4 protein-coding genes and 2 pseudogenes are annotated in these 1,613 nt (G+C 46.2%); all 6 read right to left on the bottom strand.

The genetic code is table 11. From position 1 onward, the window contains the following. Positions 1 to 165, bottom strand: a pseudogene (locus BGM27_RS20820) (HK97 gp10 family phage protein); the annotation flags it as partial. Next, on the bottom strand, positions 158 to 496 hold the full coding sequence (locus tag BGM27_RS17095) for a phage head closure protein (RefSeq protein ID WP_007408590.1): 339 nt from the start codon (positions 494 to 496) through the stop codon (positions 158 to 160). The pseudogene BGM27_RS20820 and the gene BGM27_RS17095, both read right to left, overlap by 8 nt. Beyond that, the gene (locus tag BGM27_RS17090) at positions 493 to 801 is read right to left on the bottom strand and encodes a phage head-tail connector protein (RefSeq protein ID WP_217031307.1); all 309 of its coding nucleotides are present in this window, start codon (positions 799 to 801) and stop codon (positions 493 to 495) included. The genes BGM27_RS17095 and BGM27_RS17090 overlap by 4 nt, the downstream gene beginning before the upstream one ends. Before the next feature lie 8 nt (positions 802 to 809). Continuing rightward, positions 810 to 1,082, bottom strand: coding sequence for a hypothetical protein (locus BGM27_RS17085; protein ID WP_007408592.1), 273 nt, complete (start codon positions 1,080 to 1,082; stop codon positions 810 to 812). A gap of 1 nt (position 1,083) precedes the next feature. Further along, complete coding sequence (locus BGM27_RS17080) at positions 1,084 to 1,419, bottom strand: hypothetical protein (RefSeq protein ID WP_007408593.1); 336 nt, start codon at positions 1,417 to 1,419, stop codon at positions 1,084 to 1,086. A gap of 4 nt (positions 1,420 to 1,423) precedes the next feature. Beyond that, positions 1,424 to 1,613, bottom strand: a pseudogene (locus tag BGM27_RS20615) (phage major capsid protein); the annotation flags it as partial.

Raw genomic sequence — 1,613 nt, 5'->3', positions numbered from 1 at the left:
GTTCCCCCCGTCTATTGCGGCGGTCGGAGCATTCAGAACAGCATGGCTGTAAATCAGCTCGGCCGTGTCTGTGACCAGTTGCTTAATATCATCTATGACCCGGTTTCTGAACTCGCTCGTGGCTCTTTGCATCTGCCTGACCCATCTGCCGCTCACCTCAGCCATTGCCCTTCAGCACCCCCGTAACCTGACATTTCAAATTCATAATCTCATGCATGCCGCCCTGGTCGATCGGATCTGATTTGAGAGTCAGCACCTTGTTTTCGTAGATGATCCGCATTGTCTTCTCAATATCATTGCGATACGGGAAATACACATTGCAATCAACCGGGTTCTGAAGTTGCTGAGCCTGATAATATTCCCGGGACGTAATCCCGCCGACAAAGGCCTCTGTTGTGAGATAATCAGTGAATTTTTCAACATAGCCCCCGCCGCCGTCCGGCACCTTTTCCACCCGTTGAAACGTGACGACATGTGGAAATTCTTCATAGATCATATGACTCTCAGCTTTCTGTATGGAGCAAGAAGCTTCGTAATGCTGCTTGGTAGCTCTGTTTCATAAGAATATGAGACATCTCCCATACTTCGGCCGGAAAGATTGGACGGAGTCATGTTATGCTCGATCGCTTTCGCGACATACAGCTTTACCCCTGCTGGTAATTTTTCTTCTCCATTGACCGTGAATGAGTTGTTGCACCAGTCTTTTGCTTGATCTATGAACAGAGGCAGGACCTCGGCCAGATAGGTATCGTGGCTGTCTGTTTTTATGCCAAGCATATTTTTTACGGTTTGAACATCCATAGAATCACCTACACTTCACCGAGAACAATTTTGATCAGTTCCTCTTTAGGCGCTTTGGGATCAAATTCATATTCGTTCTCCTTCAGAAAGGCAACGATTTCATCCTTATTCACCTTTTTCAATTGCTCTTCAGTCATATCAAGAAGGTTTGTACCCGGCAGTTCGTTCGGCTCTTTAGATTGTTTGGCCTCTTCCACTCTCTTAAAACCAATGTGAGAATAAACCACCTCAAAAGCCTTTTCAGTGCATTCAATGGTTTTGGAACCGTTAGATGCTTTCATATCACGCGCCGCCTCCTTCCAGTGCTTTTACCCGATTCTCTAAATCAGATAGTTTGGCTGTCACATCGTCACCGAGTTTAGCTAAAGTAACTGCTTTGGCACCGATGTTGGCATTTTGTACACTACCGGTGCCGATGTTACGATTTTGGACAGAACCATCACCGATATTGAGGTTTTTCACTTCTCCGTCGCCGATCATTTCCGAAGTGATAGTTTTAGGAGCAGGCGCAGAACCCGATAACCCGGTCACCTTCGCGCCCTCTTTTATTTCAAGCTCGCCACCAATCACCAATTTGTCGCCGTTATTAGTGTTATAGTTTTTAGATGTGTATCCCATAAGCTTACGCCTCCGGTGCTGGTGTAATAGCAGCAAAAGCATCATCGGTCAATGTCATGAATCCGACTTGCTGAGTTACACGGAGAGCAACCATATCACGCTCGTACAAGTTGATCGGGTTTCCGTCTGCATCAACTATCGTTGTCAATGTTGCATCCTCTGAGATTTTGTATTCCATTCCTTGAGGGATTCCA

This window comes from Bacillus sp. FJAT-27001 (assembly GCF_019039175.1).
Classification (GTDB): domain Bacteria; phylum Bacillota; class Bacilli; order Bacillales; family Bacillaceae; genus Bacillus; species Bacillus velezensis.
This window is presented reverse-complemented; position numbering and strand designations above follow the sequence as displayed.